We start from the raw sequence: 23740 nt of genomic DNA, 5'->3' as shown, positions 1-23740 counted from the left end.
CGCCCGGCGGCAAGGCGCTGCCAATCTGGATGATTTGACGACGGTTCATATTTTTCCCTTACGTAAGCGTCTTGCGGAACGCGACGCACCAGTTGAAAAGATTCGTGCCATCGAATCGCGATTGGTCACGCGCATCCGAATCGCGCAGGCACCCGCGCGATCCAGTGTTCTGCCCGGTCGGCATCGTGTTCAGGTTGAGCGCGCTCTGCATCGCGTATTGGAGCGTCGCGCCGACCACGTAGGCTGCCGACAACGTCAGGACAACGCTCGTGCCGTCGACGCCGAGCGCGACGTTCGTGATCGTCGTGCCGTTGCCATCCGCATACTCGAATCCGTAGTTCCCTGGATTCGTGACGACGGTCGTATCGAATGCCAACGCTCCAACCGGACCTGGCACCGTGTCCGCGCTCGCGAGCGTGTTGTTGAACTGGATCGTGATTGTGTTGCCGGCACCCACGACCGATACCGGTTTGAGCGGCGACCATTTGCGCCTGGCCAGCCAATGCCGCGATGCGCGCTCCCCATACTCGCCTTGCTTGACGTAGCCCTCGGCAAGCATGTGCGCGTCGTCGTAATAAAGGTGCTGGTATTTCGGCCCGATCAGGATGATGTTCGCGTTGTTGTCGTGCGCGAGCACCTGGCCGAGCGTCACGCCTTCATTCGACGCCTTCTGCCGGTTCATTTGCGAGAGGATCATGACGGGCGGTTGACGCTGCCCCGTGATCGGCATGATGTCGGTCGTGAAGTCCGAGATCCATTCCAGCAGGTAGCCGGCGTAGGTCGCATCTGCGATGTTTCCGCTCTCGCTTTCCCCGTGGACGATGTAGAGCGTCGGCACGAAGTACTTCCAACCCTTGCCATTTGCGGTTGCTTTGCCGCCGGCCACGGACGAGATCAGGCTGTTGTATGGCGCCGTGCCTTTCTTCAAGCCCGAATACGGCGTTCCGCCGAGACCTGTCGACGTCATGAGAATGCGCTGACGAAATCCCCATTTCGTATAGAGCTTGTCATTGCGAGTGTTGGCAAAGCCCGAGCAGACCGTTTCGCCCACAACGCCGCTCCATGCCTCTTGCAGCACGCCGAAGTTGTTGAACACTGCGCCCGTGCGCGCATATCCCGTCGTGCCGTCGCCGAAGCCGAGACAGTACACTCCGTGCGGAGATGGAACGCTCGAGAACACGGTCGCAGCAGTGAATACCTGGTTGACGGGATCCCATGTGAACGTCACGAAGCCGCGCGCACCGAGAGCAAGCGATTGACCGAAGATCGCGTGGTGCACCACCATGCCGGATTCGGGCACGATTTCGCCGGTAGGCAAGATCGAGACGGCGTCGTTACCGCCCGCAAAATAGTAGTCGGTGACAGCACGCACGACCGACGTTCGTTGAACGGTCGGCGCGCGCCAGTTGTATCCGTCAAGCGTAAGCTGTCGATATTGCGACTGTCCGTCGAGCAGCATGATTTGCTGCTCGGTCGTGCCCCCGTTCACCTTCGCGACTTGCTCGACCAAGTATCCCGACGCGTTGCCGCCGATCGCTCCCGAATCGAGCTGCTCTTGAATGGCCGCCACTGCGGTCTGCAGCGGTGCGATTTCAGGATGGGTATGAGTCGAATGAAATGTACCGACGCTATCGATCCAGGTGCGGTACGCCCCGTCGACAACGATGCCATACGAATAGTCTTGATTCTTCGCCAGCGGCATGACCTTCGGCGCGATATCCCGGAGCTGCCCGAACTGCGCAAACTCCGTATGCGAATGCGTCGAGTGAAACACGCCGGCCGAATCGACCCACACCTTGTAGGCGCCATCGACGAACCAGCCGTAATCGCAGCTCTGTCCCGGTGCGAGCGGCAGCACCTTGGGTGCTACACCGAGCAGATCTCGGATATTCGACAACGCCTGCGGTAGGCTGCTCAGACCGTCATGGGTATGCGTCGAATGGAACATGCCGACGCTATCCACCCACGTCCTGTACGCGCCATCAATGCACGTGCCCCAAACGACGTCATAGCCGGCCGACAGCGGCACATATCGAAGCGTTGCGCCGCGGGCCTGCAGATCACCGATCGCGCGCGTGTTCGCCTGGACTGCAGCAAGGTTCGGCAACGTGATACCAGTGAACATCGCCACACCCGCGCTATTCAGCCAAACGTCATAGGCTCCCTGCGCGCTCGTCGCCGGCACGTAGAAATACCTGCCGGCGGCAACGCCTGCGACGCCGGCGGCGGTCGTCGCATAAATCGAATTTGCGGCAGCGCCAATGCCCGCCTGCTGCGTTGCGATGCCGGCCTGCTGCTCGGCTACAGCCGCATTGCCGGACGACGTCATGGCAGACGCGGACGCCTGGTCGGCGGCGCTACGCGATTGCTGCAGCACACCGTCCGCCGCCTGGTTGATCTCCTGATCCTTCTGCGCGATCAGATCGGTTTTTGCCTGGTCGAACACCGTCTGCGCGTCCGCGACCACCTTCGCAATCACCGGCACCGTGCCGGAGCCGGTCTCGACCGTTTCCGTCGCCCCACCGTTGACGAACGTTCGGATAATCGGCCAGTTGGCAACGATGCCGGTAATGGCGTCTCGCAGATCCCCAAGTGCACTCATCCCTTCCCCCCGCTACCCATTGATTGCGTTATCGAGTTGCGCCTCCAGCGCGAGAAATTCATCGCCGTAGGTCTGCATCACAAAATCCGAGATCTCGGCCCATTCGTCAGGCGTCGCATACGCGATCACTTCGGACGTACTGGCCTCGTGCCCGATGTACCGAAACGACACCATCCGGCCGTCGAGTTGCGCGACGGCAGCCGCCGACTCGCCGAGACGTACGTCGGTCACGCGCTGGACGCGCGCCGCAGAAAGCTGCGCCGTCACACCGTTTCGGCCGGCGCGCACACCGGTTTGCCCACAAGCGATCACGACCAGCGCGACCTGGTCGACGATCGCCGTATCGAACGCGAACTGCACATCGCCGTAGAACGCGTACACCGTGCCGTCGACGACGCGAACGCCGAATTGCGCAGCCGGTGAGGTCAGCTCGATCACGGTGTGCGTGCCGGCACCCGGAAACTCGAAGCTGACCAGCCATACGCCACGCGCCGGATTGAACCAATCCGGATTGAGGATCACCGCCGCGTGGTCTGCGGCACGGGCCGAGCCGTCCGTGTTCATACCGGCGTGCTCGAGCAACAGTCCACGCCCCGCCTTCGTGACCGGATCGAAATCGATCCGCGGCACATCGGGGCCGACGGTCTCGGTCTGACCGTCCGCATTGACTCGCGTCGCCGAACTCGCCCGCGCGAAGGCGACAAGCTCGGCAAAAGTGGAATCAGGCATTTCTGCTCCGGAAGTGACCAACAAAAAACCCGCCAAGCGGCGGGTCAGGTTTTGTGCGGTTGACCGATCGTCGGTGGATCGGGCCAGGTAATGGACGTCGGCCACCCAGGCTGGGCGGTGATATCGCGCAGCGCTTGGCGGTATGCCCGCGCCTGCGCTTCGCTATCGAATTCATTGAGATCGACGGCCTTCGACACCAATCGATCCGCGTCGGCCAGCAACAGGGCCCGCTTCGCCCGAGCATCGGCGTCGGCGATCATTGCGCGGTACTCCTCGCCGTGCTGACGCCAAATGGCATCGATCGCGGCGTCGTCCGGCTTCGCTGCCTCCAGATTCCACTGGACGATGATTGCTGGCCCGGTTTGCGCTCCGGAACTGAAATCGCTCGGATGGGCGACCCAGAAATCGACGCCATGCACCGTGCCGGGATGAAGCCGTTGCAAACAGAAGATCAGTTCGTCGTGTCGCATCATGGTCATGCGTTCCTCAACATTACGCCGCGCATCCCGATCGCGTTCGCCGTCGCGTTTCCGGGACCGTAAAGTCCGATCAGCACGTACGGTGCCGGCAGATTGATATTTTGCGAAACCACGCCGAAATCGAGCACCTCTGAATCCCACTGCACCCGCGCCCCGTTTGCCGCCTTGCCGTTCACGTTGTTGTTCGTGACGTTGAGTGCATCCTGGCTCGCCTTCGTAGCGACTGCCGCGTTGGTGTTCGCCAGGTCTTGTGCGTTGGCCTTCGTCGCCAATGCGTTCGCCGTTGCCTGCGCGTCCGCCTTCGTGTTGATTGCCCCATTTAACGTATCCTTCGCCGACTGAAGATCCGAGTCAAACACCACGCAGCCGAGATCGGATGTGCTCAACGTCACCCGAATACGCGTTGGCTGCCCGGCGTCCTGCCCGAAGTAGAGCTGCGCGTCGGTCTGGTTCGCGCCACCGCCGTTGCGCACGACGCGTCGATACACATAACCCGACTCATCGTCGAGCACGAACACCGCGAGACCCTTTCGGCCGGCCAATGGCGGGAGGTTGACAGTCGCAGCGGCGGCCTTGGCCTGCGTCGCAGCCGTCTGCGCCGCTGCCTGCGCCGTGCCGGCATCGCTGGCAGACTGGCTCGCGGCAAGCGCCGACGTCGATGCCGCCTGCTTCGCTGTGGTCGCTGTCCCGGCCGCATCGACGGCCTGCTGCGTCGTCGCGATGGTCTCGCCGATCATCGGCAGCAGGTTTTCGGCGTGTCCGCCGTTGAGCATGTCGTGGTCGCTGCTGCCGTCGTCCGAATAGGAATGTCCGGTGAGCGGAAAAGTAACTTTGGTCATGTAATTTCCTCGATCTCGAATGCGTTGGTGTAGTTGTCGAGAAACGGCAGCATCAGCGGATTAACCTTCCGCTGGCGGCCGAGAAACGATCGGCGGATCAGATTGACCGGATCGTCGCGATCCCACACGAACAGCATTTCCTTATCGATGCCGGCTGCACGTTGCATCTCGAACACGTTCCCGAACGCTTCGTCGCGCGACAACCAGTCGAGGCTCAGCGTCTGCACACGGCGCCCTGTTTTGCGATCGAAATAGGCCGTGCCATCAATTGCGCGGTCCATCGTCGTATCGAATTCCCAACCGACGCCGGCACCGTATGTCACGTTGTTCTTTGGCGTCCACGCCTGCGAAACGAACAGCCTGCCCAGCTCGACGTAACCGTCGACATTTCCCTCGTCGAGGAACTCGAACCGGACATAGCGCCCGAACACGGGCTCGTGAAGCACCGAAAGTACAAGCCCCGGATAGCCCTTCCGGTCTTCTTCCGGCAATCGCCCATCCCACCAGTTCGGGTCTTCCCAATCGAGCGACGCCGTATTGAATAGGCGCGGCCATACCGGCGACCAGATCCGCCCCTGCACCGAATACTGTTGAAGCGCAAAATTCGCTGATACAGACGGCTCACCCGGCAATGCCGCGCTGTCATAGATCACGTTCTGAAATGCCGAATCCTGCGCCACACGGATCCGATATCGCGCGTTAAGGCCGAGGTTATGGCGCACGATCGCGAACAGCGACACCTTGCGCGGCACACCGAGGTCGACGTCGAACCGCGTCGCCTCCTTGAGCGCAGTCGCCGACCGCGCAACGCGGGACAGTCGCCTGTCCTGCAGGTTGCTCAGCGGCGTCTGCCAGTCGCCGCCCGACAGCGTTGCGGTATCCGTCCGGTTCGGAAACCCGAGCAGAACATTCGCCATGCATCACCCCCAAAGTACGAGCGCGGCTTTACCGCTCGCGAAACCGCTGTTGATTCCGATCACGCGCAGCAGGCGGTCAGCGAGCCGATAGCGCGGTGTATCTAGTCCGACGATGTCGCCGAGATCCAGCGCCCCGAGCTCCGTCACCGGCACGTCAACGTCGAGCGTCATTCGACGGACCTTGTACAGATCAAGGCGGCGCTGCGCCTCCGCCTGAGCGGCAACCGCGTCCACCAACCCTGTCTCGAACGTGAGTGCCTGCGCGTGCGGCCAAGCCACTTTGGTCGAATCGCTCGTCGCCTTCGCGGTCCGGTACTCCTGGGCGAGCCAAGCTGCACGCTCGACACCGGCCGCACCCGCCACGTTCGACTGCACCGTGTAATTGCGCGCATAGCTGATGGACACGCTCCATGCCGGCACGCCCGCACTCGACGGCTGCACGGTTTCTTGCACCTCGCGCGCCCATTCGGCCACCGGCACGCCGGCCGGTGCATCGACACGGCCCATGCGGAGCCGGCTGAGACGATCGAAGCCGTACCATGCGCCGATCGAGCCCGCGACAAAATCCATCAACGATTGCGGTGTCTGCGTCGAGTCCGCCCATACCCCAACCGTCGCAGGAGCCAGCGCGTTGAGCGCGTCGACGTCGGCCATAACGATGTCGGCCGCCGGCACGCCCGCATCGCGTGCGATCGCAACGAGCAGATCTGCGGCCCGAGTCACCGGGCCGGCCGCGTCACACGCCACGGTCCCTGCCGGCGCCGAACCAAGCCGCAGAAACCCCTCGATGCAGCGAAACTCGCCGGCGGCCGGTGCAGTCGCCTGCATGTCGTCGGTGCTCGCGTAGTCGGCCCCACGGGTCAGCGCGGCGCCGTTGTCGTACGCCGCCGTGATCGCACATGCTTGGTCGCTCACTTGGTAGATCAGTTTCGACGTGTTCACTGCCTTTGGCGTCACGTTCAGTGCCGCCCCATACAGCCGCGGCTTCGCCTGGTCCTTCAGATCGTTGGCCGTGCCCTCGAGCCCGTTCGGCGCAACGTTGTTGCCCGCGTATGTCGGCCATTCGACGATCGCGAGATCCGCGAGCCGATCCTGGATCACGAGCGCGACGGACGTATCCTGCGCGGCCATGTCCGAGAGCGTGCCGGTCATCACAATCAGCCACGACGAAAACGGCTGATCGACAACACCCATTCGAACAGTAAAACGCCGACCATCGAACGCATAGTCGGTCAGCAGGTAATCGAGAGCACCTCCCTCGTTGACCAGCAACACGTTGCCCGCCGTTACCTTCGTTGCCCCGTACGTGCCGGCCTGGTCGAACAGCACGCGCTCGAGTGACGGCGCCGATTTGATGACCGGTTCGAACCATGCGTTGGCCGGCGTATCAGACGGACGCGTGATGAATCCGTCCGTCGAAAAACGAAGCGTATCGACCTGCCCGTCGGACAGCCGATACCCCTCAACCTCGATTGCGATCACCATGCTCTATTTCCCCGGTCGCTTCCTGTCACGCAGGATTGCCGTCTGCTCGTCGAGCCGCGTCGACTGTTCCTTCGCGAGATCTGCACGCTGCATCGCGTGCGCGACGTCGGCCTGCCGGCGATCGGACCGCAATTGAGCCACTTCGCTACGCAGCGCCTTGATTTCCGCCAGCAACGCATCGTTGCCACCTGACCGATACCGGCTGAAATCGACTACCGGGGCCGAGTCTGCCGACACATCCAGCGCCCTCGCTTCACGGGCCGTCAGTACCCGCTCGCCCGCATGCAGCTCGGCAACGTAGCCGTCGAACGGAACACGATAGAGCCCCGACGCGTGCGACCCGTCGACACCCGACCAGCCCTTCAGATTCGCAATCGCCTCCGCCACCGACTGCACCGACGTGTTCACGTCGACGATGCCGGCGACCATCTGCTTGAGCTGGGCGAGCTGCGCGTCGGCCGACGAACTCGCGTAATCCATCGACTTCACAACTTCCGACAGATCTGACTGATACTGGCCGGAGCTGGCGTTGTACGCCTTCGATGCATTGAGGAAGTCCTGTGCGGCCGACGTCAGGCTCGATTGAGCGTTCGCATCGCCCCCCATCGCTGCGTTGTAGACGCTTTCGAATCGCTGTCGCGTCTGAGCATAAAGCTGCTCGGGCGACAGGCCGGCCAGATCGCCGGTCGAAAGCGACTGGCGGAACTGGTCGACCTGATCCTTGAACGACTGCAATGCTTGGGACTGCGTGCTGTATGCGGATGCCACCGCCGACTCATACGACGAGACGACACTGTCGAATGCCGGCGCCAGCGCGAGCAGCGCGGCATACGCCTTCTGTCCCGCGTCCGTCGAAAGATCCATCGATTCGACCAGGTCGCGGAACTGATCACGCGTACGAATGCCCGTATAGCCGAGCGCAGAAAGCTGATCCGCTACCGCCTTCTGCGCGTCCTGCGCCTGCTGATCGGCCGTCGTGAAGTGCTGATAGAAGTACGTCGCGCTACGGCTGAACGAATCGACCCCGCCAGCAAGACTCATCACAGCCAACTGCGCGTCGGTAGACACCTTTTTCAAGTTGTCGAAGTCGCGCCCAAGCGTCTGAAGCGAATCAAACAGGGACTTGACCGAATTCAGTTGCGCGAGCAACGCGGTCACATCGTCCGTCGACAGCTTCGAGGCGTCGACACCCTGCAGGATCGCCGCGTACGGCGCGTCGAGGTGTGCCTTTTGCAATCCGTCGATCACTGAACGCTGCAGCTGCAGGCTGAAGTCGTTCAGCACCGTCGTGGAATCCTTCACACCACTCAGATCCCGTCGGTTCGGATACCCCTTCAGGTCACCGAACCCCGCCGACACGAACGAATTGCCTTTGTCCGGACTGACTTCATACGTTGCGGAATACGGGCCAAGCCCGTCTATCGAACCCCCAAGTTGCTTTGCGAGCGAGGAAAGCGAGTCGTACGTGCTCTTGATCGACGACTGAACGTCGCTCGCTACGGGATCGCCGCCGGAAGGACCGCGGACTTTCTTGACGTTACCCGCGCCGTCAATCGTATAGTCGGCACCGAAGCGCGTTTCCCCTCCGCCAATCAGCGAGCCGACCAACGATCCGAGTGCCATGCCGATCACAGCCCCAATCGGGCCGGCCGCAGAACCGAGCGCCGCCCCGATCGCCGTGCCACCAACCGCAGACGACGCACCAAGCGCAAGGCCACCCATCGCGCCGAGACTGCCACCGATGCTCGAGTAGCCCTTATTGCCGAACAACGCTCCGCCGGCGAGCCCGCCGAGCAAACCCGCACCGCCATATGCCAACCCCAGCGATCCAAGCCCGCTCGCAGCGCCCGTGCCGAATCCGTACGCGTTCGAGCCCACCATTCCCGCCGTCGCCGATGCGACGTTGCCGCCGATTCCCGCGCCGAGACCACCGAGCGTCACCCCGCCGCTCAACAGTGCGCCGCTCGTCGCCCCCGCAATGGCAGACGATCCGAGTGCGGTCGAGACGCCTCCGTAACCCTGCAACCACCCCATGACGGTGTCGTATGCGTTCGACACGTTGTTGTACGTACCGACCGGATTCGACAGCAGATTGGTCAATCCACCGTTGCCGCCCAAGCCGTAGCTTTGCAGCAGCGCATTCTGCACGCCGGAACCACCGGTAAGGCCGGCGATTTGCGCAATGACGTTCACGATGAGCGGCTTGGCGAAAGCCTTGTAGACCTCATCGATCACGGTCGCCTCGAACGTATTCTTCAGCGCCTTCGTCCAGCTCGACCAGCCAGCCCTCCCATCATTGAGCATCTGCAGAAAGCCGCTGTGGAAATCCGAGCCAATCCCGTCGATCGTGCTCTTCCACCCGCTGACGATGTCGTCCTGCTGCTTCTTGAACTGCGCGAGATCATCAATCGTCGCCTGATCGTCGGCGACATTGTGCAGCGCCTTCGCCAACTCCCGTGCCTTCGCAATCGCGTCATCCCACGGCTTCACATCACCGACGGTACCGTTCAGCAGCGCGAGTGCCTTGCCATGTTCCAGCGCCGCGACGGTGTCGTCGGCCCGCGACGCCTTCAACGTATCGATGGCCCCCTTCGCCATCCCGAACGTGTCGATCTGGTCTTTCAGCGATTGATCCTGCTGATGAGTCGACTCGATCTGCTTCTGCATCGCGTCGAGCTGGGACTTGCCATACTTGTCCCACACCTCATCCTCTTGCGCGGCCGACTGCGCCACCTTCGCGAAGAACTCCTCGACCGCCTTGCTGCCGTCGGCCAGGGCCTTGCGTTCCTGGTTCGCGAGTTGCGCACGCTGCACCGCACTCAGGTTGCGGCTCTTCATGCCCTGCGCGATCAGCGCCGCTTCCTTGTTCGCGGCATCGATCCGGTCGGATGCAGCCTGGGCGATCAGGTCACGCTCCTGCGTGTAGTACGCCGTCACCGACAGCGTGCCGCCCTTGTAGGCAGCATCAAGCACCTTCATCGCGCTGTCGACCGCCGACACTTGCTCCGCCAGCGCATCCTTGACCGCCTGCACTTCGCCGCTCAACTCGGCACGATCAATGAGTCCGGTGCCGCTCTTACGCGGCGCCTTATCCTTGAACTTGTCGTTGATCTTCACTTCATCGGCAAGCTGCTGCTCGGGACTCAGCCCGAGGATGGTTGCACGATTGAGATATTCGTTGACCTCCTTCGCGCGCTTCTCGGCCGGTGTCGCATATTGATTGTTCCAGGTTTCGTACCAGTCTTTCGCGTGAATCAGATCGGCCTCGTGCGCGGCCTTATCACTTTTTTCTTTCGCATCCCGAATCGCCTTATCACGCGCCGCGATCGCCTTCTTCAAATCGGCTTCGTCCTGGTCATCCCACTGACCAATCGGCAGACGTGCTGCCTTGTTCGCCTGCAAGCGAGCGACGACTTCCTCAGGGCCAGGCGTCGCACCAAAGGAGCCAAGCAGAGCGAGCGCACCACCGATCATCGCCTTGATCTCACGCCACCCCTGAAGAATGATGCCCTCGTTCTTGGCAATATCCTTGGTGCGCAACTCCATTGCATCCGCGAATGACTCGACGGCCAGCTTCGATGCGCCGGTCGCATCTCCCTGCTTTTCGAGAGCAACAATCTGATCGTAGGTCGACGCCGTGAGATAGTGAAACTGATCATTGAGCTTCACCGATGCCTTGACCGGATCATCCGCCAGCTTCGTCAGACTGTCGATCATCTCCTTGCTGGAAATTTTCGTGTAGGTCGCGACATCCGCTACGGCGCGACCGAGCCCGGCAAGCTCTTCGCCCGTGAAGCGTCCAGTTTGCGCAAGCGCCGTGACACCCTCCACGGCGGTCCCCATCGATGCGCCCCCCGCCGTCGCCTGCTCGGCAAGCTGCCGAAGCCCTTCGGTCGTCACGCCGGCATAGCCGCCCGTCAACACCAACGCTTCGTTCAGTTCCGCATTCTGCTGCGCGACGTGGATCATCGCGGCACCCACCACGATTGCCGGCGCGGCGACCGCAGCAATCCGCAATGCAACGCCGGCCGCCGCCCCACCGAGCAGGTCCATCCGTTCTGCCAGCACCATCACCGAGCCGCCGAAGTTGCTCCAGCTTCCCGTCAGTGCTTCATGGGCAAGCACAAGCACTTCGCGACGCGCGGCTGCAGTCTTCAGACCGAAGCCCTCGACCTCCGAGCCGGCGGACTTCGCGCCGACGACAACCTGTTCGAATGCGGTACGGCTCGATGCAATATCCGCCATCGAACGTTTATAGTCGGCCGCAGCCATCTTGCCGGACCGGAACGATGCTTCGAGCTGGGCCTCCTGCTGCGCGAGCTGCCGAAGCGCGACACCGGCCTGATCTGCCTTGATGCCGGAAAGTGACTTTTCGTAGTCGCTCGCCGAAATCGCCCCCGCCTTGAACGCATCGTCCAGCAATGCCTGATCCGCCTGCAGCCTGCGGGTCGCGGTGCCGAGCGGATCGTAACGTACAGTGAGCGCGGCGAGCCTAGCCAGTCGCGCATCCTCGTCCTTCCCGATCGCCGCGAGCGCCGCATCATATTCCTCCATCGACAGCTTGCCGGTCGCCATCGCACGATCGAGACGCGCATACTGCTCGTTGACCGTCATGAAGCTGGACGATCCCTGCGCGAGCGTCGTACGCAAAGCCTGCATCTCGTCATTCATCACGCGCGTGGCATGCTGCGCGTCGATCATCGTTTGCGTCTGCGCCGCCACATTCGCGCGCACCTGGTCGGCGGACGCCCCAAGCGCCCCAATGCCACTCGCTGCGCTTTGGGCCGCCGACGCTTGCTGCGTCATCGCCTGCGTCGCCTCGAGCGACCGCGCAACCATTTCCCTGATACGCGCGGTCGCCTGCGCTTCCGCTTCGCTCAGGATCGACACACTGTCGGTCAGCCCCTTCCCTGCAGCAGTTGTCGCCTGGATCGCAGCAGCAAGATCCCGCGCCCCGAACGATGCCGACGACAGCGCATTGCCAATGGCAGCGCTCGCCGCGGTTGTGCGGTTCTGATTCTCGACGAGATCGGCCAGATATTCCGACGAATCCAGCGTCAGAGTGACGTTGATTGCTCCGGCCGATGCTCCCATATCGCCCCCTTTCATTCGCCAGCTGGCTCAATTACGACGACCGCAATGTGCGATCGGAAAACACCTTCAACGCCGCACGCTCCATCACGCGCACGGCCGCGAACAACTCCCGATGCCTCTTGCGTCGGAATCCAAACATGCGCATCGCGGCCTCGACCGCGGGATAGTCGAGGCCCTCGTAGATCACACCGCCCCCGTTCAACGACGCGACAACAGACTTGCGCCATTGCGTACCGACCGCGACGAACAGCTCGACCGCCTCCCAGTTCTCCGGAAGCACCTCGAAATCGTCGCTGCCCGGCCTGGACCTCGCCGCGGACACGACGTCATCCGACGCACCAAAAGCTTTCAGTGCGTCGGCAACGTCAGCGTCAACGGCAAAGTCGTCGTGTCGATCTCCCGCCCAATAGCGAGCGGCGTCGATCAGTTTTTTTCCGGCAAGGTCGCGAGCTTCGTGACGAACTCCCGCGAGATCGCCCGGACGACGTGCGGGTCGTCGATCTGCTCCGCGAGGTTTTGCGCCGAAAACGGAATGGGGTCGTTGTTCTGGTCGAGCACTTCGCCCTCGGGCCAGCCGACGATCACGCTCGTGACCAGGTCGGCGGGCGGTTGCTTGATGAGATGCTGAAACTCGGTTTCCGTCACGCGACGCGAGATCAGCGTCACCGTGGATTCGGTCACGTCGCCGTTCTCCGCGATCTGCGGAACCGTAACTTTCAGCTTGAAGGTGTTGCTGCGCGATTTGATGAGCGGCATGGTTTCTCCTGTCAAAAAAATGGGCCACCGTCGAAGGTGGCCCGTAGGCACTATGTACAGCGGAAAGTAACTTTGGTCAGGTCAACGTAATCGTGATCTCGTCGTTGCCCTGGACCGGATTCAGCGTGAGCGTCGTCGACAGGCTCGCGATGCCGTTGTTGTCGGTGTACGACGGCGAGGTGAGCTGGACCGCGGGCGCCGCGATCGTGACGATGTTGCCGGCCACCTTGCCGTGCGTCAGCGACAACGGAAGGTTCTGCGCGACCGCAATGGCGCTCCAGTAATCCTTGTCAGCCACTCGCGCCAATTCGAACGCCACGCTGCCGGTCGGCTTGCGATCGGTAACCAGTGCGCCCGCCGCACCCGGCAGGCTGCGATACGTCACCGTGTTGGCGACATCGAGCTGCAATGCATTGAGAACGGCCGTGTAGCCGCCGAGCGAGAAAGCCGGCGTATTGTCGTTGTTCACGACGAGCGGATCCTTGAACTTCGAGAAATCCGTCACCGGAAGAAGCTGGTCGACGACCGGCGAATAGTCGCCCGTGAACTTGAACTTGAATTTCGGGATCGCGTTCGACGTCAGGTCGAGCGAAACCGTGCCGAACGCGTTCGAGATCTTGTGCAGCAGACCGTCGAGGAAGTAGTAGATCGTCACCGGCAACGGTTCGTCGCTGATCGGAGCGTATGCGACGCTCGTATCCTCGGTGACGGTTGCGACAAACGAGCAGGCGCGCAGCAACGGATCCCAGGCCGGCAACGTGCCGGCCGCGCCGCTACCCGCGATTTCGACGCTGAACGACAGCTCGCTGTGCTTCTCGGAAACGAGCTGCTGATCGTTGCCGAGATACGGCTTCACGTTGTTCCGTTGCGCATAGGTCGCCGCCACCGGCGTCGAGCTGACATCGCTGACGACCATCGCATTGTCCGCTCCAGTCGGGATAACGGGCACGCCGAGCGCAACTTGCAACGCGGCCAGGACGACGGTTTTTCGGGTTCGCTTGGTCATAAGCCTGATTCCTGAAATGAGAGTGCTGTACGAGTCGACCGACTCATTCGGTCAGGCTGTTCCAGCGGGTCCGATAGGTGAAGATGTAGTGAACCGTCCGGAGGCACGATTCACCGTCGACGTTCGCGAAGATCGGCGGATCGGTGTGGCCCTCACTGACATCAATGATTCCGGATGCGTCATAGTTCATGACGATGGGGTGAGCCAACTCGAGCACCAGATCGGCAGCGCGATCCGGCGCTGTGTCCCGTGTGATGACGGTGCAAAGCAACTCCGTCTGACGGGTCGCGAATCCAACGGCCGAACGGTCGGGCGACGCTTCACCGCCGAGGTGCAAAACAAGCGCGAGACTATGCTTTTCATCGAGTGCGTCGACTACCGAGCGGCCGACCTGGACGTCGAGCTGCTGCAGGCCGGCATCGCTGCCGGCCGCAGCGAGCAGATCCTCGATATAGACTTCACGGCGTGTCGTCATAGGCGCTCGAGCGGAACAAAGCTGAAGAATCCCGCCTCATCGCTCGGCCGCCCCGCACGAGTGGCTCTGTATCGCTGCCCCCCGATCAGGACGACCGTATGCTTTGGCAGGGCCGGTACGTCAGACGTCCGGTATTCGATGCCGTAATCGACCGCCTGCGCCATGTTCTGCAGGATGTCGGAACCAGGCTGCAGGAAGTCGGCGTAGAACGGCGGCGGCACGCCGTCACCCTCCACCGTTACCTCGGTGAGCATGCCGGCGTCGCGTGCCGCGTCGAATACCGCGCTTATATCGAATACGCTCACAGCCAGAGCCGGATGCGCGCGGTCGCGTCGTTCGCCACCTTGGATGACGCGAAATGCCCGATCGGATCGTTGTCCTGCGCCGTGATCGTCACGACGTTGTTCACCGAATCCCAGTACGCCTTGTCGCCGACAGCAGCAGCACCGGCCGCGGCGCTCGGCAGTTCGTACACGCCCTTCGTCACGTACTCGCCCGGCGTGTTCGCCGCATAGCTCCCGCTGGCGATCGCCGGCACCTTGCCGTTGCCGAGCAGGACCAGCTGGCCGGAATTGACTGCGAAGGCGAGCGACGCCGTGATGGTGCTGCCCTTTTGAATGAAATTGAACATAGACTGATCCCTCGAGAAATGGATGCCCAAACAAACGCGCCGGCTCGGGGCCGGCGCATTTATCACGTGCTACTGCGAGGCGGTTACTGCGCGCCCGGATTCTTGTAAAGACCGCGCCAGTCCACCGCCTTGGCGGCGAAGTCCAGTCGCGCCTTGACCTTCACGCCGTCGACGTCGAAGTCGATCTGCTGTTCGGTGTACAGCCCCTCCTCGCCTTCGAGGTAGCAGAATTCGATCGTGTCGATCGAGGCCGGATCAGCGGCCAGATACCACGACGCCGTGCTGATCGCATCCAGGCGCGGCTCGACAATCGGCGTGAGCGTGTTGAAGAACGGGTTCTGCTGCGTCGCCACGTTCGGCACGTACTGGCTGCTGGTGAATTGACCAGCGACCGTTTCGAGTGCGGCGGGCACGAGCAGGAACTTCGGCTGTGCGTTGATCGGCGTGCCATCACCCGGCGCCGGCTGCGTCCGCATCGCGGTACGGGCCGCGCTGAGTGTGTCGATCCCGATCGCGCCACCAGCTGCCGCGAGATTCTTGTGCGCCGCGTGAAACAACACCTTGCCGTCCGACATCGGTGCGGCACCCGTCAGCGCACCGTAGACGATGTCCGACTCGAGGTTGGCTGCCGATCGACCGAAGTACAACGGCACGCGCTGCAGCGCCGACAGATCGTCGTTGATGATCATTTCGCGGGTGAACGCGATGATCTTCCCGTACGAGCCGAGCTGAATCACCTCGCCGTTGTCGACGAGCTTGCCGTACTTGAATTCGCCCGCTTCGTTGCGCTTTTCGAGCTTCAACGCGCCGTCGACCTGGACACGCGTCGCCGCACGGAAATCCACCAACGTACCAGGACGCGCCCACGCCGTGAACGAACGGGGCGCCGCCGAGTACGCCTCGCGCAACGTCCGGTTGATCACGTTGCCGAACACTGCCGGCAGGTCCGATGTCGTGCCGTACGCACGCGATGCCTCGGTCAAGCCGAGTGCCGTTCCGGCGAGCGCGCGCAGATCCATGCCGGCCGTACGAACGCCGGCCGCCTCGAGCGCGTTGCGGCACAGTTCGCGCAACGTCATGCCGCGATAGACGCGGCCGGCTTCCGTGAGCTGGTGCGCCGGATTGACCCGGTGCATCAGCGCGTCGGTCATGCCGGCACGGCGCTGCTCGGTCTCGTCGACGACCGTCTCGACATGAGCGCCGCGCTGCGTATTGGCGGCGCTACGTTCGGCCTGCAAACGCAGGATTTCGGTACGCGCTGCATCCACCGTGACCCCGCGCTCGATGAAACCGAGCAACAGCGCGTCCTGATTGTCGAGCACGCTTGCGCGTACCGCCGTGCGCAGATCGATCACACGTTGGCGTTCCGCGTCCGCCGCCGCAGTACGAGCGGCTTCGATTTCGGTCGGCGTAGCAGCGCCTCGTGCCGCCTCCGTGGGAGTCGCAGCGGCCGCAGTTGCGGCGGGTTGGTTCTGGTTTTCACCGGGCATCACAGCTCCTTGGTCGCGTTGCGAGGCGCTAGCCCCGTCTTGAGAACCCCCTGCACTTCGATCGTTGAAGATGCAGGGGAAGAATCGTTGTTGCACGGCGCCGGCACCATTGCCTTCGCCCCGCACTGTTGCGTTCGGGTCCGCCGGAATCGACACGAGCGAGATCTCGTAGGGCTCCCAGTCGATCGCGCGATAGATCCACTGATCGTTGCCCTCCTGCCCCGGCGGGATCATGTCGACGGCGTAGATGCGATAGCCGAACGAGATGTTGCGCAGGATGCCGTCCAGGACGTCCTGAAAGTACGGCTGCACCGCCTCCCGTGACGAAAAGCGAACCGATGCGTCGCCCGTCGACGTCGTCGAATCCAGCGACGCGCTCTCGACAACACCAAGCACGGAGTCGATCCCGTCCCAAGTGTCGTGATCGCGGAGCAACGGAGCGCTGCCTGACTGCAGCCGTCCCATTCGAACCGCCGTCGAATCGGCGCTCAGCTCCTCGATGTAGCTTCGGTCACGCCACCAGTCGTAGCGCATCACCTGCGCGAGCGTCGTCCAGGTCACGTCGACAGTGCGAGCCTCAGCGTTGACCGTGGTAACGGGCTGCGATCGGGTAAAGATAGGCATCGAACCGGCCGGCGCACCGGCGCTGCGGCGATGCCCTTGAGCGGGTACGGACATGGTTCACTCCAATGAAAACGCCCGCGCGAGGCGGGCGTTAGATGGGTCAAAGTAACTTTCGGTGACTAATGCTCTGCCGACGCAACGAACAGCTCGAGGCGGCGCAGCCGAGACAGCAGCTCGGACAACACCCGCCCCGATGGTGACGTCCCCTTCGGCTCCGGAATCTCCGTGTTCAACGGGTCGGTCGTAATCTCTGCGTCGGTCTCTTCCGGATCGTCACCAAGATCGCGAATGCTTTGGTGCCGGCTCTTCAGTCGCGCCTCGATCAACGCGATCATCCCGTTCGCCTCGCGAAGCGGATCAATCATTTCGATTCGGTTCGGCGACCAGGACACGTCATAGTCCGGTGACGCTGTAACGCCCGCGAGGTACGCCGTAGCGGCGAACTGAGCCGCAATCGCCTCGCAGAACATGGGGATGAAGATGAGCCATAGCTCTTGCGTGAGCATGCGATTGAACTCCATCTTTCCCATCCGACCACTCGTGAAGTTGACCTGCGAATAGTCGCCGGTCAGCTGCTCGTATGTCGTATCGGTCCCTGCGGCAATCGCTCGGAGATCGATTCGGACGCCCGCTTCATATCCGTCGTTCGTCGCAGGCGCGGCGAAACTGACGTCCTCATCGGTGCGCAGATATTCGATCATGCCGGGCGAAAGCGACTCGACACGGCGCGGGTCGCCGGGGCTCTGTACTCCCGGAGTACCCGCCCGAAATTGATCGTCCTGGGATTTGACGAACACCGCGAAGCACGCCTCGATCTTCTTTCGAATACGCTCGGCATCCTGATATTCATCGAGATCACGTGCCGCCCAGATCGCGGACGCGAGCCACGGAAACCCGCGCACCGAATTAGGCCGGTCGATAGCGTCGAACAAATGCAGCACCTCGCTCGCTGGCACGAACCGGCTCTGCATGTTCTTCGGCACCTGCGCGATTTCGCCGGGATGCTGATCGAACAGCCAATATCCGACGCGCTGGCCGATCAGGTTGAACTGCACACCGGCGAGAATGAACCCGCCAGCGACCTCACCGACCTTCAGTGAGTCAAGGTAGTCGATTTCAAGAATCTGGATCTGCAGCGGCACCTCTAGCCCGTCGCTCGCTCGGCGCCGGCGGAATCGCACCAGCACCTCGCCCGACAACTTCATCGACCGATACGCCTTGGCCTGCAGCCCGTAAAAATCGAGCAGCCCGTCCGCATCGCAGTACTTCACCCACCGCTTCCACGACTTCCGCTGCTTCTCGTCGGCGAACTTCGCCTGGATGCCGGTACCGATCGCGTTCGCGACGAGAATCTTCAATGCTCGCCGCAGGTGCGAATTGTTGATGACCAGGTTGCGCGCGCGATTGCGAAGCGTCGCGAGCGACGGCATCAAGTCCGCCAACGAACTCGCGCCGGAGGTTCGCCAACCGGCCGATCGGGGCCCGCGCTTCGCACCGTCGAAGCCGCGGACCGCGTCCATCGCCATGCGAGCCCGCATGCGCGACGCGGCGTAGCGTGGTGCGAACCACTCGATCGTGCGGTCAAGAAAATTGGATTTCATGTCAGTACGGCCTATAGATGCCGATGCTCGAACGCGATGCGCCCGTCCCCGACCGGTTTTCGAGATCCGACTTGATCATGTTGCGTACGCGGATGAGATCCGCCGTCGACTGGTACGTGATCCGCTTCCCGTTGTACTCGACTGTGAGCGTCCCGGATGCGATCGCTTTCTCGATCGCATCCAGGTTCTGCTGCGTGAATGCCATGTCTATCGCCCTCCAAACCAGTTTTTGCGCTTCGGGATCCACTGCCCCTGCACGCCGCTGTCCGTTGCTGGCTGAGATTGAGGTGGCGACTCGACCGCGGCCGGGACCGTCGGCGAAGTCTCGCTCGCTTCAACCACCACGGTCGCGACGTCATCGTCGGGGTCGGCCGACGTGGACGACGTATCCTGCGCGGCAGCCGATTCCCCGACAGGAGCCGAGAACAGATCGTTGATGCGCGGCTCGATGACCGCCTCGAGCGCGGCCCAGTCCGCATCCGTGTACGTGTTCAGCCGCAACCGCGGGTGATATGCGCACGCCAGGCTATACACCTTCAGGTCGAGCGCTTCGTTTCGCTTCCGGAGCTTGTCCCACCGGTCTTTCGACGGGTTGTACGCTTCCGCCGTCAGTTGCTCGTAGTACTCGTCCTCGAGGTCGATCGAAAAGTGCATCCGTCGATCCACCGGCTCGAGCTCCTCGTCGCCGAGTAAGTCGCCAAAGATCCTGCTCTTGGCCGTATCCGTGCCGACCGGCCAGAGCTTCACGCCCTTCGCGTAGGTCTTGCCCTTCACGGTCACGTCAACGTCGGTCGGCTTACCGATAATTGGCTTGTGCTTCTCCGACGCACCCTTGAGCGCGAACACACCCTTGTGGCGACGCGTCCGACAATAGTCGTATACGTCCTGCGTGCGGCCACCGCCCGAGTCGACACCGCAGAGCTGAATGCGCATCGAGACACCGAACGCGTTCGTGAATGTTCGCTCGAGGTACGCGTCGAGCTGATTCCAGACCTCCGGCCGAGCAGGATCGCCATGAAAGACAACGTAATCGATCGTCCAGTTACGCATGCCGCGCCCGTAGGCGTCGGTTTGCACTTCAAGGCGGTCATTCTGCGTGTCGACGGAACACACCAGGATCAACGCGCCAATTGGTATCGAACGCAGCTTGTACGGTTCAGCTCGACGTTTGATCGCCTCCCACTTCAGTTCCGCGCTCTTATCCTCCCAGCACTCCGCGAGCGCGTTGTTCACAAACGCGATCATCTTCAGGGTGTCTGTCTTCGCCGCCTCGAAGTCGTCCATCAGTTCGGACCACGGACGCCAGCCAAGCGGTGCGTACAATGCACTTAGGTGAAAGCTCGCGACCTTACCGGCGCCGCGCGCTGTCGGCATCCAATACGCGTTTTCATAGCCCTTGGTTTTCCAGGCGCTCTCCGTACTACCAACGCCGCACCCGGTCTGACAGAAGTAAAGAACAGTTGAGGGATCACTCGGCGACCGCTTCATGCCCTTGTGCCAGTCGAAGAATTGCGGCGCACTGCATTCGGGACAATGCACGAAATAGCGCCGCTGATCCCCCTGTTCGTACAGCGCCTCGATCTGCGAGCGCCGCTTGATGGTCGGTGTACTGTTCGCGAATACCTTGGCACGGCGGCCAAAGTTACTTGTCCGGTTGATCGTCAACATGACCGGATTACCTTGTCCGTCGACGTTAAATTGCCACTCGTCGACCTCCTCGAGCAGCGCGTAGCGAACAGTCGTCGATTTAAGTCGACCGGCCCGCATTGCGCTGACGAGGTTCAGCATCCCACCAGCGAACTTCTTGCGGAGCTTCGTGTTCTCGGAACCTTTCTTGTTCGAGTCGCGGATCAATCGCTTCAGCGCCTTCGTCGACGTGCGCATGCTCTCGAAGCGGTCCATCTCCCATTTCTCGGCATCGTCTCGCGTTGCGAACACTGCAAGAATATTGCCCGCGGCCTGCGTAATCGCCCGCCCAATGAAATTCTCTCCGAGGGCTGAACCACCGAGCTGGTGGCCCTTCTGCATTGCCACCAGCGTCACACGACTGTTGTCAAAGATCCGTGTGTCGTCGTGCGCGTACCTCGTCACCTTGCTCGGCAAACCCGACAGCGCATCCATGATGCCGACCAGATACGGCGTGCGCGAGTTGCGCCACTTCCCGGGCTCCGGACTATCCGGCGGCAGGACGCGATTGTCTTCCGCCCATTCAGCGATGCCGACGTTGCGGTCAGGATGAATCGCGTCCGTGATCTTCTTCAGAAACGATTCGATCGCTCCCATCGTCATCATCCTCGTCGGTGTCTTGCAACAGCGCGTCAGCGTTGATCGATGCCAACGCTCGCGCCAGCTCCTCCTCAAGCAGCATCTCCACGCGGACTGGATCGGTCTCGGCTGCGAGAACATCTTTGATCCGGACGGGGACGTTCATAACGTTGTCGCGCACGGTACGAAACGCAGTGAATGCGAGGCGCTCCGCCACATCGCGCGCCAGCACTGTTTCGCGGTCGCGCTCCAACTCCAACCGTTCGCGCTCCAGACGCACGATCTCGCGCTGAGCACGAGCATCGCGATACGTCGCAAGCGACGGATCCTCTTTTGCCGCGTCAGCGGGTTTGGCGCCGATTTCCTCGTCTTCGTCGATGTCATCGTCATCAGGAGCCGGGGCAGAGGCGTTGGAACCACGATTTATTGCGGTCTGGCGTGCCTGGTCGGTCAGCGATCGTCGCGAGTCGTCCGTGTTTCGGCGCCACGCGGCAACGGCTGTGTCGGCATCGATCTTGCCGTCACTGTCGACGACGATGCGCCCGGACTGGATCGCCTTCTGCACCGCGCGCAACGTGACGCCGACGTGCCGCGCGAAAGCTCTTTGTCCGAGCTTCGGCATGCCGCCTCCTGAATGGAAAAAGGGTAGCCGGTGACTACCCGACTACCCTCAAATTGACTACCTGACTACCTTAGTGACTACCCTGAAAAGTCGCTTTGACCGCGTGCGTAACAGGGCTCGAATTACCCGCATCCGCCCGCCTTCGGGAAGGACCCAAGGGTCGACGGCCAGGCCGTCACCACCGCGCGGTCGCGAGCGCGAACATGAAGGCCCGTTGCATTTCCGGGGCGAGCGTCGCGTCGACCGTCTGCTCGGCGACATCGAAGAATGGATAGCGCTCTTCGTAGTGCGGCTGCGCACCGAACGCGAACACTGGTCGGATCGCCGAGCCATTCGCGAAGGTGTACCGCGCCCACACGCCGAGCGCGAATCGACCGCCGGCCGGTTGACCAACGAAATACCGAACCCCTTTGACCGGATCGCGCGACTTCCGTTTGCGCGAGCGCGTCGTTTCGTTCTGCGCGCTGTCCCGCGACGCTCGGATCTGCGAAGCCACTGCCGAGTAGACGCTACGCGGCACGTTCCCGTAACTGTCCCGCACATTCGCCGACGTCGGCTGGACATAGTCGCCGTTCGGCAACTTGCCCGATAGCGCGAGCATCTGTTCGAACCGCGTCATCGGACGCGTGCCGCCGAAGACTTGCGGCTTCAAATAGTCGCCAGCTGCCGTACCCTTGAATGCAAATGACTTGAAGCCAACCTTCGCGGTTGGGTCTGTCGCCGTTGCCCGCTTCAGTACCGCAACGGATTTCAACGTGTAATCGATCGGCCGATAGAACACGTCTTTCATCTCGCGATCCTGCGCCGCCACGATATATCCGGCCACCTTGTTCAACGCATCCCGAGATGCGAACACGAACTGTCGGCCGACTACTTCGGTAAGGCGGGACATCGCGGGTAGCGACTGCACCTGCGCAGTAACGTTGTCCATTCGACGGAACCTCCAACGAAAAAGCCCCGAGGCTTTCGCGCTCGAGGCTTCGATGATTCTGTTTTGTGAGGGCGAACGCCTCCCACTGACCTAACGGGCACCCTTAATTCTTCTTTTGTCTCCGAGAGGTTTGCACGACTAACGCGCGGTGCCAGCGAATATCCAGTGTTCCGGTAAAGGATGGCGGAAATATACGCCGACATTTCTTGGATTGCAACGGCTTTCATCGTTGCATCTTTCTCCGCATCGTGTCGGCGACCCCGCCGTCGGCCTGGTCGAGCATTGCGAGTATCGCATCGAACATGCGCGGCCATTGCGATCGGTAAAGGTCCAATGAGATGCCGAGCGCATGTGCGCGGCCGGGCTCGTCGACTGGTGCTTTCCCTGTTCCAGCGCAGTGTTTGCAGATCTGCCGACCCGCAGGTTCTGCCCGCTCGAGTATCTGCAACTTTCCCGAGCCACCGCAATTCGGGCATCGATCGTACTCACGCAGCATCATCGGCCCGCGACCGTTGTGTGCGAAAGGAACTCGTTGTTCATCGATCACCACGTTTCTGCGACCGAGGCAGACCGGGCACTCGATGTCGTGCACTGCAGGCTCAGCACGTGGCGTCCGCCCGAGAATGCCGCGCCCGTCACATGCGATGCAGAGATCCGCGCACCATTCAACGATCGCACGCCGAGCGAATCGTTGGACGATGTCGGCCCGTGCCGCCTCGACCTTTTTCCCTCGCCGCTTATCGCGCGACTGTTGATGATCGAGTCCAGTGAACTTCACCCGCGAAAATTTCTTTGAGCATCGAACGCTATGCGAGAGTAGTAGCGTCGCACGCTGCATCCCCGAGCGCTTCACGTCCTGCCCGTATTTCATGTGCCAAAGTAACTTTCCGAGTTCGCCGGCGAACGCGAGCGCCGCCAACGTCGTCTCACCGTCGACCGCCTGATCGTTCAGCTGGCTCTGCACATTCATCGCGGTCCCGGCTCGCTCTTTCAGGTCGATCATTCCCCACCCCGTTCGTTATTTCGTCCTACTGTCCCACTGTCCCAAGAAAAAATGGTCAGGTGCGCGTGCGCGCGCTTGCGACATGCGCCCATCCACGCGCTCACGTCGCGCACGTCGCACGCGCACGCACACATACGCGAGGCGGAACGCTTGGGACGTCGGGACATGGGACGGCGCACAGCGCGCCGAAC

Annotated in this window: 20 protein-coding genes; all 20 read right to left on the bottom strand. The window is 62.1% G+C overall.

What is annotated here, in order from left to right; genetic code table 11:
* Positions 1 to 58: 58 nt before the first annotated feature.
* Positions 59 to 2602 (bottom strand): hypothetical protein, encoded by a 2544-nt coding sequence (locus DIE22_RS10280; protein WP_124605031.1) that lies wholly within the window; start codon positions 2600 to 2602, stop codon positions 59 to 61.
* A 12-nt stretch (positions 2603 to 2614) separates the two neighbouring features.
* Positions 2615 to 3436, bottom strand: coding sequence for a hypothetical protein (locus DIE22_RS10275; RefSeq protein ID WP_124605030.1), 822 nt, complete (start codon positions 3434 to 3436; stop codon positions 2615 to 2617).
* Positions 3376 to 3804: a phage tail assembly chaperone gene (locus tag DIE22_RS10270; protein WP_185640591.1), complete on the bottom strand. Its 429-nt coding sequence runs from the start codon at positions 3802 to 3804 to the stop codon at positions 3376 to 3378. Before DIE22_RS10270 ends, DIE22_RS10275 begins: the two co-directional genes overlap by 61 nt.
* A gap of 2 nt (positions 3805 to 3806) precedes the next feature.
* Positions 3807 to 4649: a hypothetical protein gene (locus DIE22_RS10265; RefSeq protein ID WP_124605028.1), complete on the bottom strand. Its 843-nt coding sequence runs from the start codon at positions 4647 to 4649 to the stop codon at positions 3807 to 3809.
* Complete coding sequence (locus DIE22_RS10260; RefSeq protein ID WP_124605027.1) at positions 4646 to 5566, bottom strand: hypothetical protein; 921 nt, start codon at positions 5564 to 5566, stop codon at positions 4646 to 4648. Before DIE22_RS10260 ends, DIE22_RS10265 begins: the two co-directional genes overlap by 4 nt.
* 3 nt (positions 5567 to 5569) lie before the next feature.
* Entirely contained in the window at positions 5570 to 7051 is a 1482-nt protein-coding gene (locus DIE22_RS10255) for a hypothetical protein (RefSeq protein ID WP_124605026.1), read from the bottom strand.
* A 3-nt stretch (positions 7052 to 7054) separates the two neighbouring features.
* Positions 7055 to 12160, bottom strand: coding sequence for a phage tail length tape measure family protein (locus DIE22_RS10250; protein WP_260426644.1), 5106 nt, complete (start codon positions 12158 to 12160; stop codon positions 7055 to 7057).
* A gap of 16 nt (positions 12161 to 12176) precedes the next feature.
* Positions 12177 to 12467: a DUF1799 domain-containing protein gene (locus DIE22_RS38160; RefSeq protein WP_185640590.1), complete on the bottom strand. Its 291-nt coding sequence runs from the start codon at positions 12465 to 12467 to the stop codon at positions 12177 to 12179.
* Between the two features lie 101 nt (positions 12468 to 12568).
* On the bottom strand, positions 12569 to 12901 hold the full coding sequence (locus DIE22_RS38155; RefSeq protein ID WP_185640589.1) for a hypothetical protein: 333 nt from the start codon (positions 12899 to 12901) through the stop codon (positions 12569 to 12571).
* 76 nt (positions 12902 to 12977) lie between these two features.
* Positions 12978 to 13907: a hypothetical protein gene (locus tag DIE22_RS10240; RefSeq protein WP_124605024.1), complete on the bottom strand. Its 930-nt coding sequence runs from the start codon at positions 13905 to 13907 to the stop codon at positions 12978 to 12980.
* 43 nt (positions 13908 to 13950) lie between these two features.
* Positions 13951 to 14382 carry a hypothetical protein gene (locus tag DIE22_RS10235; RefSeq protein WP_124605023.1) on the bottom strand — a complete coding sequence of 144 codons (432 nt, stop codon included), beginning with the start codon at positions 14380 to 14382 and terminating at the stop codon, positions 13951 to 13953.
* Entirely contained in the window at positions 14379 to 14687 is a 309-nt protein-coding gene (locus DIE22_RS10230; protein ID WP_124605022.1) for a hypothetical protein, read from the bottom strand. Before DIE22_RS10230 ends, DIE22_RS10235 begins: the two co-directional genes overlap by 4 nt.
* Positions 14684 to 15013: a DUF2190 family protein gene (locus DIE22_RS10225; protein ID WP_124605021.1), complete on the bottom strand. Its 330-nt coding sequence runs from the start codon at positions 15011 to 15013 to the stop codon at positions 14684 to 14686. Before DIE22_RS10225 ends, DIE22_RS10230 begins: the two co-directional genes overlap by 4 nt.
* Before the next feature lie 83 nt (positions 15014 to 15096).
* Positions 15097 to 17127 (bottom strand): prohead protease/major capsid protein fusion protein, encoded by a 2031-nt coding sequence (locus DIE22_RS10220; RefSeq protein WP_185640594.1) that lies wholly within the window; start codon positions 17125 to 17127, stop codon positions 15097 to 15099.
* Between the two features lie 119 nt (positions 17128 to 17246).
* Positions 17247 to 18728 carry a phage portal protein gene (locus DIE22_RS10215; RefSeq protein WP_124605019.1) on the bottom strand — a complete coding sequence of 494 codons (1482 nt, stop codon included), beginning with the start codon at positions 18726 to 18728 and terminating at the stop codon, positions 17247 to 17249.
* 1 nt (position 18729) lies between these two features.
* Positions 18730 to 18933 (bottom strand): phage head-tail joining protein, encoded by a 204-nt coding sequence (locus DIE22_RS10210; RefSeq protein WP_124605018.1) that lies wholly within the window; start codon positions 18931 to 18933, stop codon positions 18730 to 18732.
* Positions 18934 to 18935: 2 nt separating this feature from the next.
* Positions 18936 to 21011: a phage terminase large subunit family protein gene (locus DIE22_RS10205; protein WP_124605017.1), complete on the bottom strand. Its 2076-nt coding sequence runs from the start codon at positions 21009 to 21011 to the stop codon at positions 18936 to 18938.
* A complete protein-coding gene (locus DIE22_RS10200) occupies positions 20959 to 21615 on the bottom strand; it encodes a hypothetical protein (protein WP_124605016.1) in 657 nt (218 codons plus the stop codon). Before DIE22_RS10200 ends, DIE22_RS10205 begins: the two co-directional genes overlap by 53 nt.
* Before the next feature lie 175 nt (positions 21616 to 21790).
* Complete coding sequence (locus DIE22_RS10195) at positions 21791 to 22546, bottom strand: hypothetical protein (protein WP_124605015.1); 756 nt, start codon at positions 22544 to 22546, stop codon at positions 21791 to 21793.
* A 223-nt stretch (positions 22547 to 22769) separates the two neighbouring features.
* Complete coding sequence (locus DIE22_RS10190; RefSeq protein WP_124605014.1) at positions 22770 to 23549, bottom strand: zinc finger-like domain-containing protein; 780 nt, start codon at positions 23547 to 23549, stop codon at positions 22770 to 22772.
* Positions 23550 to 23740: the final 191 nt, after the last annotated feature.

The organism is Burkholderia sp. Bp9142 (assembly GCF_003853415.1).
Classification (GTDB): Bacteria; Pseudomonadota; Gammaproteobacteria; order Burkholderiales; family Burkholderiaceae; genus Burkholderia.
Note: the sequence above shows the minus strand (reverse complement) of the source record. Positions and strands in the feature narration are given on the sequence as shown.